The 17,753-nt window shown below is 57.7% G+C and carries 19 protein-coding genes and 1 tRNA gene; 6 read left to right on the plus strand and 14 right to left on the minus strand.

Features of this window, described 5'->3' with window-relative positions; translation table 11 throughout:
* Positions 1-11: 11 nt before the first annotated feature.
* The 3 genes from ACR0JG_RS09060 to ACR0JG_RS09070 all read right to left on the minus strand — a co-directional run bounded on the left by ACR0JG_RS09060 (position 12) and on the right by ACR0JG_RS09070 (position 2,261).
* A complete protein-coding gene (locus ACR0JG_RS09060; protein ID WP_480569197.1) occupies positions 12-1,208 on the minus strand; it encodes a UbiH/UbiF family hydroxylase in 1,197 nt (398 codons plus the stop codon).
* A 72-nt stretch (positions 1,209-1,280) separates the two neighbouring features.
* Entirely contained in the window at positions 1,281-1,529 is a 249-nt protein-coding gene (locus tag ACR0JG_RS09065) for a hypothetical protein (protein WP_170405023.1), read from the minus strand.
* 87 nt (positions 1,530-1,616) lie between these two features.
* On the minus strand, positions 1,617-2,261 hold the full coding sequence (locus tag ACR0JG_RS09070) for a pyrimidine 5'-nucleotidase (RefSeq protein WP_480569200.1): 645 nt from the start codon (positions 2,259-2,261) through the stop codon (positions 1,617-1,619).
* A 100-nt stretch (positions 2,262-2,361) separates the two neighbouring features.
* Here ACR0JG_RS09070 and ACR0JG_RS09075 point away from each other — a divergent pair, with 100 nt between their 5' ends.
* Positions 2,362-3,009 carry a GntR family transcriptional regulator gene (locus ACR0JG_RS09075; protein ID WP_170393473.1) on the plus strand — a complete coding sequence of 216 codons (648 nt, stop codon included), beginning with the start codon at positions 2,362-2,364 and terminating at the stop codon, positions 3,007-3,009.
* Here ACR0JG_RS09075 and ACR0JG_RS09080 read toward each other — a convergent pair.
* A complete protein-coding gene (locus ACR0JG_RS09080; protein ID WP_480569203.1) occupies positions 2,966-4,894 on the minus strand; it encodes a glycosyltransferase family 2 protein in 1,929 nt (642 codons plus the stop codon). The two genes, ACR0JG_RS09075 and ACR0JG_RS09080, sit on opposite strands and share 44 nt — an antisense overlap.
* Positions 4,895-4,956: 62 nt before the next feature.
* Complete coding sequence (carA, locus tag ACR0JG_RS09085; protein WP_480569206.1) at positions 4,957-6,123, minus strand: glutamine-hydrolyzing carbamoyl-phosphate synthase small subunit; 1,167 nt, start codon at positions 6,121-6,123, stop codon at positions 4,957-4,959.
* Between the two features lie 182 nt (positions 6,124-6,305).
* Between carA and ACR0JG_RS09090 the strand changes: the two genes are divergently transcribed.
* Entirely contained in the window at positions 6,306-6,788 is a 483-nt protein-coding gene (locus ACR0JG_RS09090; RefSeq protein ID WP_170393469.1) for a GatB/YqeY domain-containing protein, read from the plus strand.
* On the opposite strand, the gene ACR0JG_RS09095 is transcribed toward ACR0JG_RS09090, so the two are convergent.
* The 4 genes from ACR0JG_RS09095 to ctaD all read right to left on the minus strand — a co-directional run bounded on the left by ACR0JG_RS09095 (position 6,789) and on the right by ctaD (position 10,853).
* Positions 6,789-7,274, minus strand: coding sequence for a DUF2244 domain-containing protein (locus ACR0JG_RS09095; protein ID WP_480569209.1), 486 nt, complete (start codon positions 7,272-7,274; stop codon positions 6,789-6,791).
* Positions 7,275-7,320: 46 nt separating this feature from the next.
* Positions 7,321-7,920 carry a 2-hydroxychromene-2-carboxylate isomerase gene (locus ACR0JG_RS09100; protein ID WP_170393465.1) on the minus strand — a complete coding sequence of 200 codons (600 nt, stop codon included), beginning with the start codon at positions 7,918-7,920 and terminating at the stop codon, positions 7,321-7,323.
* An 83-nt stretch (positions 7,921-8,003) separates the two neighbouring features.
* Positions 8,004-8,963, minus strand: a complete 960-nt coding sequence (locus tag ACR0JG_RS09105; protein ID WP_480569212.1) for a bestrophin family protein — start codon at positions 8,961-8,963, stop codon at positions 8,004-8,006.
* A 231-nt stretch (positions 8,964-9,194) separates the two neighbouring features.
* Complete coding sequence (gene ctaD / locus ACR0JG_RS09110) at positions 9,195-10,853, minus strand: cytochrome c oxidase subunit I (protein ID WP_170393460.1); 1,659 nt, start codon at positions 10,851-10,853, stop codon at positions 9,195-9,197.
* Positions 10,854-10,955: 102 nt separating this feature from the next.
* Between ctaD and ACR0JG_RS09115 the strand changes: the two genes are divergently transcribed.
* From ACR0JG_RS09115 to ACR0JG_RS09125, 3 genes are all read left to right on the plus strand, one after another.
* Positions 10,956-11,132: a hypothetical protein gene (locus ACR0JG_RS09115; protein WP_480569215.1), complete on the plus strand. Its 177-nt coding sequence runs from the start codon at positions 10,956-10,958 to the stop codon at positions 11,130-11,132.
* Positions 11,132-11,551 carry an HIT family protein gene (locus ACR0JG_RS09120; protein WP_480569217.1) on the plus strand — a complete coding sequence of 140 codons (420 nt, stop codon included), beginning with the start codon at positions 11,132-11,134 and terminating at the stop codon, positions 11,549-11,551. The genes ACR0JG_RS09115 and ACR0JG_RS09120 overlap by 1 nt, the downstream gene beginning before the upstream one ends.
* Before the next feature lie 485 nt (positions 11,552-12,036).
* Positions 12,037-12,972 carry a cation diffusion facilitator family transporter gene (locus tag ACR0JG_RS09125; RefSeq protein ID WP_480569220.1) on the plus strand — a complete coding sequence of 312 codons (936 nt, stop codon included), beginning with the start codon at positions 12,037-12,039 and terminating at the stop codon, positions 12,970-12,972.
* A gap of 314 nt (positions 12,973-13,286) precedes the next feature.
* On the opposite strand, the gene lipB is transcribed toward ACR0JG_RS09125, so the two are convergent.
* Positions 13,287-13,943 (minus strand): lipoyl(octanoyl) transferase LipB, encoded by a 657-nt coding sequence (gene lipB, locus ACR0JG_RS09130; protein ID WP_170645863.1) that lies wholly within the window; start codon positions 13,941-13,943, stop codon positions 13,287-13,289.
* 39 nt (positions 13,944-13,982) lie between these two features.
* A complete protein-coding gene (locus ACR0JG_RS09135) occupies positions 13,983-14,642 on the minus strand; it encodes a DsbA family oxidoreductase (RefSeq protein WP_480569223.1) in 660 nt (219 codons plus the stop codon).
* 129 nt (positions 14,643-14,771) lie between these two features.
* On the opposite strand from ACR0JG_RS09135, the gene ACR0JG_RS09140 reads away from it, so the two are divergent.
* Positions 14,772-14,858: transfer RNA gene (locus tag ACR0JG_RS09140), tRNA-Leu, on the plus strand.
* Positions 14,859-14,885: 27 nt separating this feature from the next.
* Here ACR0JG_RS09140 and ACR0JG_RS09145 read toward each other — a convergent pair.
* The 3 genes from ACR0JG_RS09145 to ACR0JG_RS09155 are packed head-to-tail and all read right to left on the minus strand — an operon-like array spanning position 14,886 to position 17,748.
* Positions 14,886-15,881: an ABC transporter ATP-binding protein gene (locus ACR0JG_RS09145; RefSeq protein ID WP_170405045.1), complete on the minus strand. Its 996-nt coding sequence runs from the start codon at positions 15,879-15,881 to the stop codon at positions 14,886-14,888.
* Complete coding sequence (locus ACR0JG_RS09150) at positions 15,878-16,912, minus strand: Gfo/Idh/MocA family protein (protein WP_480569226.1); 1,035 nt, start codon at positions 16,910-16,912, stop codon at positions 15,878-15,880. The genes ACR0JG_RS09145 and ACR0JG_RS09150 overlap by 4 nt, the downstream gene beginning before the upstream one ends.
* Complete coding sequence (locus ACR0JG_RS09155) at positions 16,909-17,748, minus strand: carbohydrate ABC transporter permease (protein WP_170421113.1); 840 nt, start codon at positions 17,746-17,748, stop codon at positions 16,909-16,911. Before ACR0JG_RS09155 ends, ACR0JG_RS09150 begins: the two co-directional genes overlap by 4 nt.
* Positions 17,749-17,753: the final 5 nt, after the last annotated feature.

The following is a 17,753-nucleotide window of genomic DNA, read 5'->3' on the forward strand; positions in this document are numbered from 1 at the left end:
CGCCCTACGGTTCAGCGGACGCCGAGGCCCATTTGCATTAACGTCTTGCGCACGGGTGGTAGGGAATAGAGCGCATTCAGCCCCATCGCTCGTGCGTCGCGCAGCGGACGCGCTTCGATCATCGAGGCGCGGTTCAGCAGGTCGATGCCTTTGACGCGCAGTTCGATCTCGGTATGGCGGGCCTTGTGATAGGAATCCAGCATCTGCGCATCGCCTAAGCCCTCGGGCCGGGCTTGCGTCAATTCCAGCAAGCAGCGCAGATCGCCCAACGACATGTTCAGCCCCTGCGCACCAATAGGTGGCACCACATGCGCGGCCTCGGCCATCAGCGCGATGCGTTCACCCGACAACCGTTCCGCCGACTGGCTGATGATCGGCCAGATCGTCCGGCGCGAGGCCAATTTCAGCGGTCCGAACAGCCCGCAAGAGCGTTCGGTCATGGCGGCTTCGAACTCGTCGGATTCAAGGTTTAGCAGTTCAACGGCACGTGGCCCACGTTCCATCCAGACAATGGCCGAGGACGGCTGGCCTTGCCAGTCGGGCAGGGGCACCAAAGTGAACGGCCCGCCCGAGCGGTGAATCTCGGTCGAGACATTGTCGCGCGGGATAGGATGTGTGACGGCGAAGGCGAGGGCCTTTTGGCCGTAGCGCGTGGTATGAACATTGATCCCGGCAGCTTCGCGCATTGGTGAACTGCGCCCGTCGGCGGCGATTACCAGTTTGCAGCGGATGCGGGTTCCGTCGCTCAGGCCGACCCGCGCCTCATTGGTGCGGGTGAACAGGCTGACCGTGCCGGTGCCCGGGCGGAAATCGACATTTGGCAATTCGGCCAAGCGTACTACCATCTCGCGGCGCAACAGCCAGTTGGGCAGGTTCCATCCGAATGGCTGGTCCGAGATATCGGCGGCGTTGAAATCACGCACGACGCGCGGTTCAGGCACATCTCCGCCCGCATCTACGATGCGCATGATCTGCAGGGGCGCGGCGTGGGCATCCAGTTTGGCCCAAAGCCCGCATTGTTCCAACAGACCGTGGGCAGGCTGCAAAAAAGCGGTGGTACGCAGATCCGATCCGTCCACGTCCCGCTCGGTGATCGGAGGGGTGGGATCGACGCAGACTACGTCGAACCCGGCAGCGCCAAAGGCGGCGGCGGCGGTCAATCCGGCGATTCCGCCGCCGGAAATCAGGATGTCACAGCTGTCAGTCATGAGTATGTCTCCGTTGCCGCAGACACTAGTGCTGTTGCGCGGTGGGCGCCAAGTGACATCCTGTCTCGTGCTTTATCCCCGAGAGATCAAAATCAGGACAAGGAACATCGTCGGCACCAGCATCAGGGCGGGAATATAAAGACCCGGCAGGCCGAACAGAAGGATGGAACAGCCCCACATGCTGACCAGCGCCGCGGCTGTATAATAAAGGTCTTCAGCTTCGGCATTGGCCGCGTCTCGGGCCATCCAGCCAAACACGGGAATTGCAAACAAAAGGCGCTGCCAAAGAGGCAGGCGCTGCGGCATCTCAAGCGCGGTCATTGGGGTCTCCGATTCTGTTCGTCGCTGAGCAGCATATGGGGTCAATTCTGCACCTGCGAAACGAACAGATCGTCGCAGTGTGACAGCCTATCGCAGGCGACCCAGAAACCCGGTCAGATCATCGGTGTGATGGTGAATATGGTCAGCCTCGTGCGGGTCAGGCGCGACGTGCACGGTACGCATTCCCATCTCGTGCGGGGCGGCCAGATTGCGTGGATCATCTTCGAACATGGCGGCTTTCGCTGTATCGATTCCATCCTGCGCAAAGATCGCCTCGAACGCGGCTTTTTGCGGCTTGGGACGATAGCCTGCGTGTTCTACGCCATAGATCGCGTCGAACAGCCCATTCAGACCGCGTGCCGCCAGAACGCGCTCGGCATAAGGTGCAGATCCATTGGTATAGACAATGCGTCGCCCGGGCAAAGCGCGGATATGTTCCGCCAGCGCAACATCGGGTTCCATATGGCTCATGTCCACCTGATGCACGGCGTGAAGATAGGGATCGGGGTCCAGATCGTGCTCTGCCATCAGGCCCGCGAGTGTCGTGCCGTATTCGCGCCAGTAATGCGAACGCAACCGGTCGGCCTCGGGGCGGTCGACGCCGATAGCTTGCACGACGTAATCCGTCATCAGCACTTCGATCTGATCGAACAGGCGCATATGCGGCGGGTAAAGCGTGTTGTCTAGATCGAACACCCATTGGGTGACATGGAAAAAGGCAGGTTTGACCATGCTTTGGGTTTAGGGCGATGGGCTGCGGTTTTCAATGCCGCACTTGATCGGGGGGGCGTGTGGCGGCTAGACAGGTCCGAACGAGGAGACAATTCAGCCGATGCCCCAATCCAAACAGTCCAATACGGACGCCTATAGCCTTATTCTCGAAGCGATAGACGTCGGTGTCTACAAGCCTGGTGATCGGCTGGTGGAAAGCGAACTGGCCGAGCGGTTTGGCGTTTCGCGTACTCCGATCCGCGAGGCGCTGCAGCGGCTGGAAACGCAGTCGTTGCTGGAACGGGACGGGCGGTCGTTGATCGTGGCCTCATTGGACCACAACCAGATGGCCGAGCTTTATGTTGTCCGGCGTGAATTGGAAGGGCTGGCCGCACGTCTGGCCGCAAAACACGCAACCGAAGAGGAAATTCGGGTCCTTCGGGACATGGTGGTGGCTGACAATGAGTTGATCGGAGATCCTGTTGCGCTGTCGCGGGCCAACCGGAGATTTCACGAACAGATTCACCTGGCTTCGCATAACCGCTATCTGGTGCAGCAGCTTGATCTGGTGCATCGGACCATGGCCTTGATGGCGACCACATCGCTGGCCGCAGAAGGGCGTGGCGAGATTGCGCAGAGCGAGCACAAAGGCATCGTGGACGCGATTGCGGCGCGAGACGAGGACGCGGCGGCCAAGGCGTTGCAGGATCACATTTCGGTCGCTTTCATGACGCGGCTGAAACAGGATGCGATCCGGCGCGAGAAATAGCGGCCTCACGTTCCTCGACCGCATGGCCGTGCTGGGTCTTGTCCCAGAAGAACGGATTGACCGCCAGTTCCCACAGGCCTTTGTAGGCCGCCAACACGCCCAGCGGATAGTAAAGCACCATGGTCGGCACCCAGGGTAGCAGGAACCTGCGTTTGCCTGCGATGACACCGCAGATACCCACCAATAGGTTGGCGGCTTCGGCGACGAGAAACAGAACCACGCAGGCAGTCAATAAACCGGGTGTCAGGATTGGTTGATACAGGTGGGGCAGCCCGAAAAAGATGGGCCAGAACGCCCACAAAAGCGGGGCCAGAAGGAATTGGCCCAGTGTTCCCAGAAAAAAGGCCTGTAAGCCCAAAAAGCGCAGCAACCCCAGATCGCGCAGCAATTGGCGTGGTGCGCGCATATGCACCAGATAGGTGACCATGAACCCTTTCAGCCAACGCGAACGCTGCTTTACCCATGGCCAGGCGCGAAAGTTCGCCTCTTCATAGGTCGTGGTGCTGACGATCTCGGTCCGATATCCGGCACGGCTTAGGCGGACACCCAGATCGGCATCTTCGGTGACATTATGGGCATCCCAACCGCCCAGTTCGACCAGCTTGTCGCGGCGAAAAAAGAAGGTTGTGCCGCCCAGCGGAACGACCAGACCAATTCGCGCGATGCCTTTCAGGACGACGCGAAACCAGCCGCTGTATTCGATGCTAAAACAGCGCGACCGCCAATTGGTGCGCGGATTGTAGTAGTCTAGAATACCTTGCAGGCACACCACTTCCTTTGGGGCGTTCGCGAAATGGCGGACAACGGTTTCAATCTGATCGGGTTGCGGGGCGTCTTCGGCATCCCAAACGCCCAAAATCTCTCCACGGCAGAAATCCAGGGCATAGTTCATCGCACGGGGCTTGGTAGTCAGGTCACCCCGATCCGGCACAACAATGGCGCGCATCCAGGTTGGCAGTTCTATTTGCCTGAGCGCCTCATTGGTTACGTCATCCCGCTCTTCCAGCACCAAAATGACATCCAGCAACGCTTTGGGATAGGTCAGGCGGCGCAGCCGGGCGATCAGGTCATCGGCAATCTCGCGTTCCTTATATAGCGGCACAAGGATCGAGACGCGGGGTAGGCGAAGTGACTCAGAGGTCTTTGTTGTTGGCTCAGATTTTTCTCGCCATAGATAAGCAATGAGCCCCGAGAGCCTGAGAGACAAGAACAGCCCCAGAGTCAGCAGTGCAAAGCCCAAAAGAAGGCCGAGGCCAACTATTGGGAAACAAACACAGAGTGCCGCGAACAGGATAAATCCAATGATCGGCCCACGGCGCGTCTGGGTCGACCAATTCCTGCAGCTTTGCCGCGCCTCAACGCGAGTTTCTGCAGCTTGTGCCAGCGGTTGAGCATATTGACAGGCGATGGCGGCATCGATCTGCTCGGGTCCTGCCAGAACCGGGATGATCGTGTAACCGTGGCCTTTCAATGCGTCTGCCACTGCGTCAAATGTATCTGGCCTGGCTGTAGCGATCAGCAGGATTGGCCCCACACGCATCCAGGGCAGTACATTGTGCTTCAACCAAAACTCGACCGGTTCGAGCAAGCAGAGGTCTGCGGCAGGTGGTACCTGCGCAAGATCAGCGATCTGAAGGCCGGTTTGGTCAGACAGCGCCGAGAGGACCTGCGCACGGCTGGCCCATCCTTCACTGACCAGTATTTCCCCCAATGGCGCGTTCTGGAATACTTGCATCCGCAGGGCGCGCGCCAACTGGTCGGATGTGATGATGCCTTGTTCGACGAGACATGTGCCGAGCGGTTTGCGCGAATGCGGCCCGGGCACAGGCTGCGCCAGTGTCTGACGCTGGAGATTCAATTCGACCATAACGAAACCCTGCCGCATGTAACATCCGGCAGGGTTGCTTAGTCAGGGTTAACACACGGTTAACGCTGTTGAATTCGCCTTTAAGCTTGTGTTTTTTGATCCGCCATCGCGGCGGCAAAGCGTTCGAACAGGTAGAAACTGTCCTGCGGGCCGGGTGACGCTTCTGGATGATGCTGCACCGAATAAACCGGGCGACCCGTCATGCGGATACCGCAGTTCGAGCCGTCAAACAGAGAGCGATGCGTTTCGACTACGCCATCGGGCAGTGTTTCCGCGTCCACGGCGAAGCCGTGGTTCATCGAGGTGATCTCGACCTTACCGGTTTCCATATCCTTGACCGGATGATTGGCACCATGGTGGCCGTGGTTCATCTTGATCGTCTGCCCGCCAAGCGCCAGTGCCAGCATCTGATGACCTAGGCAGATGCCAAAGACAGGCAGATCTGTTGTATCCAGCACTTCCTTGATCATGGGAACTGCATATTCGCCGGTAGCCGCCGGATCGCCGGGTCCGTTTGACAGGAACACTCCGTCCGGCTTGTGTGCCAGCACCTCCGCGGCCGTTGCGGTGGCGGGCAATACGGTTACGTCGCAACCCGCCGAGGCGAGGCAGCGCAAGATGTTGCGCTTGGCACCATAGTCGATCGCGACCACCTTGTGCATCGGAGCTTCCTGACGCTGGTAGCCATCGGGCCAAGCCCAACGCATCTCATCCCAGCGATAGCTTTGGGCGCAGGTGACTTCTTTGGCCAGATCCATCCCTTCGAGACCCGCAAAACTACGCGCTGCAGCAATCAGGGCTTCGATATCGAAGTTTCCCTCGGGATCATGAGCCAGCGCCACGTGCGGTGCGCCTTGCTGACGGATCGCCCGGGTCAGGCGGCGGGTATCGACGCCGCCGATTGCGATGCGACCACGGCGGGCCAGCCAGCTTTTTAACTCTTCTACAGCGCGCCAATTCGACGGCTCGGTCGGGTCCCATTTGACGACCATCCCGGCTGCCACCGGGTCGCCGGTTTCGTCATCTTCGGGATTCACTCCGACATTGCCGATATGCGGGAAAGTGAAGGTCACGATCTGGCCCGCATAAGAAGGATCGGTCATGATCTCTTGATAGCCCGTCATGGCGGTGTTGAAACACAACTCGGCCTCGGTTTGACCGGTTGCGCCGAAGCCCACACCGTAAAACAGGGTTCCATCGGCCAACGCCAGACATGCGGTGGGCTTGGACGGGGCGTTCTGGGCCATGGCGCGACTCTCCTGCAAGGTAAACGGGCGCATAACTAAGTGGGTTATACGCTAGGGTCAAGTCTGTTCAAATTTTGGGCTATTGTTAAAAATCAATGAGTTACAATTAATGTCCACTGTTGTACCAACCTTTTTGTTTCGATATGGTCAGGGTTCCTTTGCCATGGGGATGGACAGACCATATGGATATGCGATCACGGGTGAACTCTGCCCTGAAGCAAGCTATGAAAGACAAAGCCGCCGAGCGTCTTTCGACACTGCGCCTGATCAATGCGGCGATCAAGGATCGAGATATTGCTTCGCGCGCCTCTGACAATGAAGAGACCAAAGGCTGCGGCGATGCCGAAGTGCTTGAAATTCTGGGTAAAATGACCAAGCAGCGCAAGGAAAGCGCACGCGCCTACGAAGAGGGTGGACGCCTTGATTTGGCCGAGCGGGAACTGCGCGAGGTTGAGGTGATTGAGGAATTCCTGCCCAAACAGCTGGACGACGACGAAGTTAGCAAGGCCATTCAGACCGCCATCACGTCTACTGGGGCGGGCTCAATCCGCGATATGGGCAAGGTGATGGGCGAGTTGAAGTCGCGCTATACCGGTCAGATGGATTTCGGCAAAGTAGGACCGATGGTCAAAGATCATCTTTGCGCTAACTCGAACGGCGCTTAATCACGTCGATTTGCGCAGTTTCTGACTCAGATCATCAAACAGCGCGATCCGCTCGTCCTCGGACAGGAACGCGCCGATCTCAACTTCGCGCCCATCGCCGATCAGCGTTACGTAATGGGGTACCGGACCACCGCTGGTGTGCATTTCAGGACGGGCCCAATAGCGGTTGCAGGTCCATTCCTGATCGCCCTTGTCTGGGTGGTGGTGCACAAGGTGGGCTTGCGTCTGGCCTAAGGTCAGAACCTCGAACACGCTGCGCGCGCGATAGTTTGTCTGGATTGCCAACCAGAGGCCCAGAACCGTCAGCAGTAGGAACGGCAGCAGACCCCACAGGACGATCGAACCCAACATCGCCAGCAGCGGGATCAGTCCGAACAGGAACACCGACAAGATGACGGTCATTGCACCACGTGGTGGCAAGGAGTTGTGCGGCCAAAGCCGCAGTTCCTGTTCAGCGTCCGAGTTTTCTGTCCATCGATAAGGCATGGCGGGAACCTAGCTCAGACCGGCGCAATGTCGAAGCAAAAATCAGTCAGACAACGTGGCCGACGCGGACCCATGACAGGGCATCGTCAAGCCGGTCATCACCCCAGAACACTTCGTCGCGGACAACAAAGCTGGGTGCGCCGAAAACCCCCAGTTTGATGGCCTTGTTTGTCTCGTCCTCCAAGGCTGCAACAGCGTCCGGGCTGCGGGCACGGGCAAGCATCAGGCGTGGATCTTGTTGGCACCGAAGCAGGGCTTCGGAAATGGCGCTTTCGCTACCGGCCTCAATCCCGTCCTCGAACCAGATCCGATAAAGATTTTGCGTGAACCCGGCGCCCCAGCCGTCCTGCATGCCCAGCAAAGCCACCTGATTTGCCAGCGCCAGGTCAGAAATTGGATAGGGGGCGGGAAGTTTGGCGTGGATGTGATATTTCGCGGCGCGCCGCTCAATATCGCGCCACATATAGGCCGACTTCACCGGTTTGCCCGCGAAGGGTATATTTTGCTGTTCCGACATCACCGTGCGCACGTTGAAGGGGCGCCAGGTTACTGTCGCATCGTTTTCTTCGCACCAGCCATCCAGGCGCGTGATGGTCAGAAAACTGTAAGTGCTGCCGATTGAATACCAAAAGTCGATCTCGGGCATAGCAAGGCTCCTGTCAAAAGGGGCTTTGCCAACCAGAATACCGCAAAACGGAGGTTTTTTCGATCTTTGCCCAATTTAAATGGTCAAAGTAACGCTTTATCGATGGGTTCTGTCGGCTGAGGGGCAGTGCCACAGGAAGTCATCTGGCGCAGGTCGATTTCGATCATGCGGCAGATGGACGAGATCGGAACATCGGTTACGTCGCCTTCGAACGGGTCCTCCATCGAGGCGCTGACCCGTTCAGTCACGAAGAAAATCCAGCAAACCAACGCTCCGATCGGAGCAAAGACTGCCCAGTCAAGCAGAACGGATTTTGTTACCGAGTAGCCCATGCCAGCGGTGATCGAGCGTTGGTCATTCAACGCCAGCAGTAACATGAAGATAAAAATATAGCTGAAGATGCGTCCGACCTCGGCGACCTGCCGTGGGAAGGGGGTATTCTTGATACGTTCGCTTTGGCCTTGCGCGTCTGCTAACCGTGCTAGCCGGTTCATCAGCGCCACATGCCAATAGGGGTCGATCTTGCCGGATTGCGCCAGTGATGAAAGCCGCTCACCCTGAAGAAACAACAGGTACGCGGCACGGTTGGATTTCCCTTCGAGCAGAGGCATATCAGCCGCCAGTTGGGTATCGCGCCAGCATTCGGGTTCCTGATGCAGCGCGATTTTGTCCACGACCGGTTTGTGCCCGAACATCCACGGGCGGCGGGCACGTCCATGCGTTGCGGGCTGGCGCAGCTGAAATGCCAGCATGTTGAGCCAAGCGATATGACGTTCCAGCAATTCACGCCGTATCTCGGGCGCAAGCGGCGTGCCGTCAGCCTGAACCAGATTGCTGATCGTGTTGCCCCAATCGCGACTGGCGTTGACGATGTCCCCCCAGATCTTGCGGGCCTCGACCCAGCGGCCATAGGCCGAGGTGTTCTTGAAACCCAGAAAAAATGCCACTGCCAAACCCAGCATCGTGACCGGTGGGCTGGAGTTCGAGATCAACTCAAGCGGAGTAACTTCATCCACTAGTTCAAGCGGGAGTATCCAGGCCATGACGATGCAAATGAACCCGGCAGAGCCTTTGACCAGTTGCCGAAGTGTGATGCCGTGATGGAGAATCATGTGGCGCGCACCCGTCTTAGATTATGCTGTTTTCGCAAATACTAGCGGCCTGATCTTTGGTGCGTCTACGTGTTGGGTGCAGCAAGTTGCGGACTGGGGGCGTAAAAAACACAAAGCCCCGCACGGGGCGGGGCTTTGCTGAATTTGGTTTGGATGGCGGGATTAGTGCGCGTGGCCCTTGTCCCAGTCTTCCTGCTTGGGCAGCTGCTCGAACGTGTGTTCAGGCGGCGGCGTGGGCAGGGTCCATTCCAACGTATCCGCGTATTCGTTCCACGGGTTCGGGCGTGTCTCTTTCGCACCACGCAGCAGGGCGTAGATCACGATGCCGAAGAACAGCAGGAACGAGGCGAACGAGATGAACGCACCAATCGACGAAACGAAGTTCCACTGAGCAAACGCTTCAGGGTAGTCGATATAGCGGCGTGGCATGCCCTGACGGCCCAGGAAGTGCTGCGGGAAGAAGGTCAGGTTGGCGCCGATGAAGAACAGCCAGAAGTGAACCTTGCCCCAGAACTCGGAATACTGACGGCCCGTCATCTTCGAGAAGTAGAAGTACACGCCAGCGAAGATCGCGAAGACGGCACCCAAGCTCATCACGTAGTGGAAGTGCGCAACGACGTAGTAGGTGTCGTGATAGGCACGGTCCACGCCGGCCTGCGACAGCACAACGCCGGTCACACCACCAACGGTGAACAGGAACAGGAAGCCGAAGGCGAACAGCATCGGGGTTTTGAACTCGATCGAGCCGCCCCACATGGTCGCGATCCACGAGAAGACCTTAACGCCGGTCGGAACCGCGATGACCATCGTGGCCAGCATGAAGTAGGCCTGCTGGCGCAGCGACATGCCAACGGTGTACATGTGGTGCGCCCATACGACGAAGCCCAGCACACCGATCGCGATGATCGCCCAGACCATCGGCAGGTAGCCGAAGATTGGTTTGCGCGCGAAGGTCGCGATCACGTGGCTGATGATGCCAAAGCCGGGCAGGATCACAATGTACACTTCCGGGTGGCCAAAGAACCAAAGGATGTGCTGATACAGGATCGGATCGCCGCCACCGGCCGGATCAAAGAAGGTGAAGCCGAAGTTGCGGTCCATCAGCAGCATGGTGATGGCGCCTGCCAGAACCGGCAGCGACAGCAGAATCAGCCACGAAGTGACGAAGATCGACCAGCTGAACAGAGGCACCTTGAACAGTGTCATGCCCGGGGCACGCATATTCAGGAAGGTGGTGATCATGTTGATCGCGCCGAGGATCGAGGAGGCGCCCGATACGTGCACGGCGAAGATCGCAAGGTCCATGGACATGCCGCCTTCGGTCGTCGACAGCGGTGGATACAGAACCCAGCCAACACCTGAACCAAGCTGGTCATTACCACCGGGGCTGAGCAGCGAGGCGACGCCCAGCGAGGTGCCAGCGACATACAGCCAGAAGGACAGGTTGTTCATCCGCGGGAACGCCATGTCCGGCGCGCCGATCTGCAACGGCATGAAATAGTTACCAAATCCGCCGAACAGGGCAGGGATGACCACGAAGAACATCATCAGAACACCGTGATAGGTGATCATCACGTTCCAGAGGTGACCGTTGGGGGTACATGGATCGGCCATGAAACCTTCGAGGCACATATACTGAACACCGGGGTGCATCAGTTCGAGCCGCATATAGACAGTCATCAGAACCGAGATCAGACCGGCAAGGGCCGAAAAGACCAGGTAGAGAATCCCGATGTCCTTGTGGTTGGTCGACATGAACCAGCGGGTGAAAAAGCCGCGCTGATCTTCATGCTCGTGACCATGAATGGCCGCGTCTGCCATTAGGTGCCTCCTGTTGCAACTGTACCGCGCAGTCGGACCTCTCCAACGCGCGGGATTCCTGCTGGTTTTAGATTGCGAAGGGGCGACCTTCAATGGTCGAGTTTGATCTGGATCAAGATTAATTGTCGCGGGCAGACTTTGCTGCGCGAGAATCTGACCTCGGATGCGAGGGATTTGGGGATTCAGTCCGCGATTACAAGTGGTGACGGGGAAACCCGCTTGACCCGCATCAAGCGGCGGCTCAGAACAACGGGTAAGTCCAACACCGGAGGCCTGTAATGACCGCTTATGATCCCGAAAATGTCTTTGCCAAGATCCTGCGCGGAGAAATCCCGTCAAACCGTGTGTATGAAGACGACGGCACCGTCGCGCTGATGGATATCATGCCCCGGGCGGACGGGCATTTGTTGGTGATCCCCAAAACCCCCTGTCGCAACATGCTGGATGCAACGCCCGAGCAACTGGCAGCGGTGATGGCGACGGTACAGAAGATGGCTCACGCTGTGAAAGAAGCGTTTGACGCTGATGGCGTCACCGTTCAGCAATTCAATGAGGCCGCAGGCGGGCAAGAGGTATTTCACCTTCATGTGCATGTATTGCCGCGCCACGAGGGCGTCTCGATACGCCCGCCCGGTAAAATGGGCGATTTTGACCTGATTGCTCAACACGCCGACAAGATCCGCGCGGCACTGACCTGATCCACCTTCGAAGCGAGCTGTCGCAGGCGTCGTGATCACCAAACGCATGGAGCACGACACTTGCGTAACAGCGCTGCTCGTCGCAGACCTGAGGAATACGGATCAGTCTTGTTCCATTCATTTCAGGCGTGCGATCCGGATTCGTAGATATTCAGGCAACTGTTCGGCGATTTCATTAGCCCGGTTCAAGTTTTTCCATTTGCAGCTTCGAGCGTGAGCAAGGCCTCTAATTGGGTCAGCGGCTGGCCAGATCTTGGCCATGCCTACGCATTGCAACCGCCGCAGCGCGGTTTCGTCATAGCGGCGCCGACTACCCGCGGTAGGTTCGAACGGCGGTAGAAGTCCAGAACCGGATCGTAGGTGCTTTGAATCCAGTGCGAAATGAGGGAGCCCCGATTGCATTCATTTTCGAAAACACCCCCTTGAACCTCTAGTCACTAGAGGAATTATTTAGCATGGTGATTCAGAAAATAGGACTCACTAAAATGGCTCATCAGCATTCCCACAAAGGGCACAGCCACGCGCATGTTGATCCGCAGGCCGGAGATGCGCGCGTTGCCTGGGCCATCGCGGTCAATATGTTCTTGACGCTGGCACAGATTGTGGGCGGGGTTATTTCAGGTTCGCTCGCCTTGATTGCGGACGCCTTGCACAACCTGTCAGATGCGATTGCGCTGGTCATCGCATTCTTTGCCCGTAAGATCGCTCGTCGACCCGCAAACGCGCGTATGAGTTACGGGTATGGCCGGGCCGAGGTTGTAGCGGCGCTGGTTAACTACACAACACTGATCGTTCTGTCGGTCTATCTGCTGTACGAAGGCGTAATGCGGTTTGTCGAGCCCGAGCCGGTTAATGGCTGGATCGTTGTCTGGATCGCTGGGATCGCATTGGTCGTCGACCTTGTCACCGCTATGCTGACCTATTCCATGTCCAAGGACAGCATGAATATTCGTGCGGCATTCCTGCACAATGTGGCCGATGCATTGGGGTCTGTCGCCGTGATTGTCGCAGGTACCGCTGTAATTGTCTTCAACTGGACTTGGGTCGACCCAGCGGTCACCATCATGATCTCACTTTACATCCTTTGGCACGTCAAATCCGAGATCGGTGAAACCATACGCGTTCTGATGTTGGGCGCGCCAACAGAATTGGATCCGGAAGAGGTCGCCACAGCCATTGAAGGCGTATCGGGCGTGGCAGGAGTTCACCACATCCATCTGTGGAGCATGCAGGAGCGTGAGCCCGCGCTGTCGGCGCATCTGGTCATCAAACCCGACGCACAAGATAGTGCCGAGGATATCCGGGTGATGGTCAAGCAGGTTCTGCAGAACAAGTTTGGGCTTGGTCATGTTACGCTTGAAATCGAAGCCAGCGGGCACGCTTGCGTCGGATCAACCCGATTTGGGCATCAACAGATTTAGGGGCCTAAAACGAGAATTGCCGTTCCGATATGGGGTCGGAACGGCAGACTCGTAACCAAACACTTTCACGGATTTCGCAGGGCAGCCCTGAGATCACCGGTTAACACACCACTCACTCATGAACGGTCATTACATACTATGTGGTCAAATGGCGTTTGTAAGGAGAGGATGTGAAGAATCCCTGAATTTGAGGCGAATTGAGGCCATTCAAAGGAATTTTCTGAATGATTTTCGAAACAGAGTGCCCCAAATACTAGCATTGTCTTTTGCGTATTCTGGCCAGATCTGTCCGAATACGTGGAATCACCTATAAACTAGGCGCCTTCGGTGGCGAAGACCTCATCAAAGGTCTTTTTTAGCGCAACATCGACGTCATCCATGGTCACCGGCAACCCAAGATCGACCAGTGAGGTCACCCCGTGTTCCTGAATTCCGCAGGGCACGATACCGGTGAAATGGGACAGGTTCGGCTCGACATTGATTGAGATACCGTGAAAGCTGATCCATTTCCGCAGGCGAATGCCGATGGCCGCGATCTTGTCCTCGGCTGGCTGGCCGGTGATCGTCAGCGGCTTGTCTTGCCGTTGCACCCAGACGCCCACGCGGCCGTCGCGGATCTCACCGGTGACATTGAACTCGGCCAGAGCCGTAATCACCCATGCCTCAAGCTGCTGCACAAAGCGGCGCACATCATGACCGCGTTTGCCCACATCAAGCATGACGTAAACAACGCGCTGACCGGGGCCGTGATAGGTGTACTGTCCACCGCGCTTGCTTTCATAGACCGGAAAGCGATCCGGATCGGTCAGATCTTCACGCTTGGCAGAAGTCCCAGCGGTATAAAGCGGAGGGTGTTCCAACAGCCAAATGCATTCGTCCGCCTCACCCGCTGCAATCGCAGCAACGCGCGCCTCCATGAAGGCAGTGGCCTCGTCGTAGTCGATCAGCCCGTCGGTAGTCTTCCATTCCATGCTCGTTCCTTAGACCGTCTGCGGGGCAGGGGGAAGGGGTCAGGCGGCCTCGGCCAGGCAGCGTTGCAGGACCTGCGCATAAGTGTCCGTGCCCTGTGCGCCGGTCAGCAGATATTTCCCTCCAAACACCATCGAAGGCACGCCCGAGATGCCTCGGCTGGTCCAGAAATCTTGTTTTTCACGCACCGGTTGGGCATGCGCACCTGATTCAAGTGCGGTTCGCGCCGCCTCCGGGTCGAGCCCGGCCGCCTCGACCGCGCCCATCAACACCTCGACGTCAGAGACATCCTGTTGCTTGGTGAAATAGGTTTCGAACAGGGTCAGTTTCAGCGGATGCTGACGCCCCTGTTTTTCCGCCCAGTCAAGCAGTTGATGCGCGGCAAAGGTGTTCACGATTCTGCTGTCATCAGTGAAATTGAAGGTGAACCCAAGTTCAGTGCCCAACGCAGTCAACCGCTCGCGCACCTGCTGGCTTTGTTCGGGCGTCGAGCCATATTTCTCGGCAATATGCTCACTCAGATTCTGTCCCTCTGGCCCCATGTTGGGGTTCAGTTCGAACGGATGCCAGCGCAATCGGGCCAGCACATTCTCTTGCTTCAGTGCGGCATCGAGTTGACGAAAGCCGACAATACACCACGGACAGACCACATCCGAGACGACATCAATCTGCACTGTAGGGCGGGGATCGGGCGAGGGCATGGCTGCTCCAGATTGCATTGTATCGCGGTTAGATATGGCTAAAGCACGTGATTTCAATCGGCTGTGTTTTTGCCTCTTCACATCGCGCGGCTCAGCGTCTATACGCCCCTCTACCAAGTCATTGGCAGTGCGGTCGTGGCGGAATTGGTAGACGCGCAGCGTTGAGGTCGCTGTGGGGTAACACCCGTGGAAGTTCGAGTCTTCTCGACCGCACCAACATCCTGAGATCTTTACCCGAAATTGTCAGGTGAGACGGGCGCCCTGTTGGTTGAAGCGATAGGTTCGATCATGGGCGTAACCGAAATGGACGGATTCACCAGCGTTGACCTGATGCTGGCCGAACAGGCGCGCGGTTATCTGGTGGTCTTGCATCATCGCGATCACGTTTGTGTCTCCACCCAGATGCTCAACATGGGTCACGTTTGCGGTCAGGGGGCCTTCGTCGGATAAGTACAAGTCCTCTGGGCGGATGCCCAATGTTGTGTCCGCGCTGTCGCCGATTACGCTGGCGGGGAAGAAATTCATCGACGGAGCGCCAAGGAAACCCGCGACGAACTGGTTGGCGGGGTTATTATATAGCTCCATCGGGCTGCCAACCTGTTCAACGCGCCCGTCGCGCAGGACGACGATCTTGTCGGCGAGTGTCATCGCCTCGGTCTGGTCGTGGGTGACGTAGATCATCGATGCATCGAGCTGCTGATGCAGGTTGGCGATTTCCAGTCGCGTATTCATACGCAGGGCGGCGTCCAGATTGGATAAAGGTTCGTCAAACAGAAACAGTTTGGGTTCACGCACAATGGCACGCCCGATGGCGACACGTTGGCGCTGGCCGCCTGACAGTTCTGAGGGGTAACGGTCGATATAGGGCTCAAGGTTCAGCATCTTGCTGGCCTTGGCGACGCGTTCTTCGATGACCTGCTTACTCTGGCCTTCCTGTTTCAGTGCCAGCGACATGTTCTTGCGCACATTCAGGTGGGGATAGAGTGCATAGCTTTGGAACACCATCGCGATGCCGCGTTTCGAGGGCGGCGTAAGGTTCATCACCTCTCCGCCAATGCGCACTTCGCCCGAGGTCACGTCCTCCAGCCCCGCGATCACGCGTAGCAGGGTGGACTTGCCGCAGCCGGAGGGGCCGACGAAGACGACGAATTCTCCGTCTTCGACTTCGATGTTAATATCTTTCAGTACCTCGACAGTGCCGAAGGACTTGTTCACGTTTGTCAGCGTCAGGGCGGTCATGTGCGTGCCTCTTTCAGCGAAATGGGTTGGCTAGTGCGGATGCTTTCATCGGCAGCTAGACAGATGGCCAGCGATTGCACGGCGTCGTTCATATGGCGGGTCAGGTCGATGTCCTCGGCGATGGCGCGCAGCATATAGGCTTGTTCGGCATCGCAGAGCTGCTGATGGCCGGGCTCATCGGGCATGTAGATTGTCTGGTCGCCATCGGGGCGATGGACCAGAAGGCCGCCAACCTTGGTGTGTCCGTCGATATCGGCGGATGCGCCCTTGTTTCCATCGGTGATCGAGACCGAGCCGTTGGGCGACACGATGTCTTTCACGAAGAACGCGGTTTCGGACATCATCGGGCCCCAACCGGCCTCATACCAGCCGACCGAGCCATCCTCGAAGACCACCTGAAACTGGCCGTAGTTGTACATGTCTTCGGCGATCTCATCGCTTAGGCGCAGTCCCATGCCGTGGACTCGCACGGGGTCGGAGTCAGTGATCTGACACATCACGTCGACATAATGCACACCGCAATCGACGATGGGCGAGGTGGTCTGCATCAGAGCTTTGTGTGTTTCCCACTCGGCCCCGCTGCTTTGCTGGTTGAGGTTCAGGCGGAACACATACGGCCCGCCGAGGTCGCGCGCCTCGGAAATAAGGCGCATCCATGAAGGGTGATGGCGCAGGATGTAGCCGATGACCAGTTTGCGTTTGGTTTCAATGGCTTTCGCGACGACTCGTTTGGCATCTGCCACAGTGGTCGCTAGCGGCTTTTCGACAAATACATGCGCCCCGGCCTCCATCGCCGCGCAGGCGAAATCGGCGTGGCTGTCGGAGTAGGTCGCCACGACCACCAGATCGGGCTTGGTTTCAGTCAGAGCTGCCTGAAAATCTGAATAAGCCGGATAGCCTGACAGGTCAGGATGATCCACGCGGCCAGACCGGTTCACCAGCCCCACGACTTCAGCGTCCGGGTGGTTGTGGTGGGCCAAAGCGTGGCTCAGCCCCATATTGCCGAGGCCAGCGATCAGAACTTTGGTCATTTGACAGCTCCTGAAGTGATGCCGCGGATCAGTTGGCGCGAGAAGATGACATAGAGCACCAGCACCGGCAGGATCGCCATGCTGAGCGCCGACAGAACCGCGTTCCAGTCGGTGACGAACTGGCCGATAAAGACCTGGCTGCCCAGCGTCAGTGTTTTGGTTTCCTCGGCCGGGGCAAGGATCAGCGGGAACCAGAGGTCGTTCCAGATGGGGATCATGTTGAACACGGCCACGGTCGCCATGGCGGGGCGGACCAGCGGTAGGACCAATCGGAAGAATATGGTGTATTCGGACAGCCCATCGACGCGGCCTGCGTTCTTCAGATCGTCCGAGACTTGCCGCATGAATTCAGACAGGATGAACACCGCCAGCGGCAGACCTTGCGCGGTATAGACAAGGATCAGGGCCCAAAGGGTGTTCACCAAACCGGTTGCCACCATCATCTCAAGTATCGCCACGGTGCCGATGCGGATCGGGATCATAATCCCAAGCGCCAGATAGAGGCCCATCAGAGTGTTGCCCTTGAATTTGTATTCGCTCAGGGCAAAGGCGGCCATGGCGCCGAACAGCAGAACGAAGGCCAGCGACACCACGGTCACGATCAGCGAGTTTTGGAAATAAAGGAAGAAATCCCCTTGTTTCATCACCGTCTGGTAACCGATGAGAGAAAAGCTTTCGGCATCGGGCATGGCGAGCGGCTCGCGGAAGATCGAGCGTCGGGTTTTGAAGCTGTTGATGATGATCACGAAGACCGGGAACAGGGCGATCAGGGTATAGAGGATCAGCGCCCCGTGCATGGCAGCCGTGTTCAGCGGGTTATGGCGTGCTTTGTTCATGCGTT

The sequence above is a fragment of the Ruegeria sp. AD5 genome, assembly GCF_056542345.1.